The organism is Microbacterium daqui (assembly GCF_050408675.1).
Taxonomy (GTDB): domain Bacteria; phylum Actinomycetota; class Actinomycetes; order Actinomycetales; family Microbacteriaceae; genus Microbacterium.
In genome coordinates, this window is sequence record NZ_JBNTKF010000048.1 from 1 (window position 1) to 925 (window position 925).

Consider the following 925-nt stretch of genomic DNA (forward strand, 5'->3'; position numbering starts at 1 on the left):
TGGGCCGCCCCCTTCATTCGGTCCGGTCGCTGTGCGAGTCGTCGGTTTCCGATTGATGGGTGCATTGCCGAGCGTAGTCGACGGGTGCGAGGTAGCCGAGCGATGAATGCCGGCGGTCGTGGTTGTATTCGGTCTTCCAGTCGCCGATCACGACCTGGGCGTGGAGCAGCGAGTAGAAGCTGTTGATGTTCAGGCACTCGTCGCGGAGCCTGCTGTTGAACGACTCGACGTACCCGTTGTGCCAGGGCGAGCCGGGCGGGATGTAGAACAGGCCGGTGCGGGTGCCGGCCCAGTGGGCCATCGCGTCGCTGATGAACTCGGGGCCGTTGTCGGATCGGAGCACCGCGGGGGCGCCGCGGACTGCGACGAGGTCCTCGAGGTGGGCGGTGAGCCGGTCCGCGGTGATCGACCGTTCGACGAGCCCGCCGATGCACTCGCGGGTGTGCTCGTCGACGATGGAGCAGATCTTGACCGGACGGCCCTGCTCGTCCGCGTCGAACTGGAAGTCCACCGCCCACACGAGGTTCGGTGCGACCGCTGCCGGGGCGTCGACGGTCGAAGACCCAACGCGTTTGCGGCGACGCCGCTGCGGGACGCGCAGCCCTTCCTCGCGCCAGAGCCGTTGGATCTTCTTGTGGTTCACGACCCACCCCTCGCCGCGGGCATCGTGGTAGGCCCTGCGGTATCCCCACCGCGGGTGCTTCTTCGCATACGCCCGCAGCCAGTCCCGCAACGCCAGGTCCGGGTCGGCTGTCGTCTCGCCCTGGAGCGGGCGACGGTATGCGGACCTGCTCAGCCCGGCCAGACGGCACGCCATTCGTTCGCTCACCCGCAGCTTGCGCTTGAGGTGGTCGACGGCGGCGCGGCGCCTGCCCGGGCCTAGAAGTTTCCCTCAGCCAGCTCCTTGAGCGCGGCCTTCTCGAGC

At 68.5% G+C, this 925-nt stretch carries 1 pseudogene; it reads right to left on the reverse strand.

The window, feature by feature from the left end:
* Positions 1 to 13: 13 nt before the first annotated feature.
* A pseudogene (locus ACQUSY_RS13370) lies at positions 14 to 925 on the reverse strand (IS3-like element ISAar43 family transposase); the annotation flags it as partial.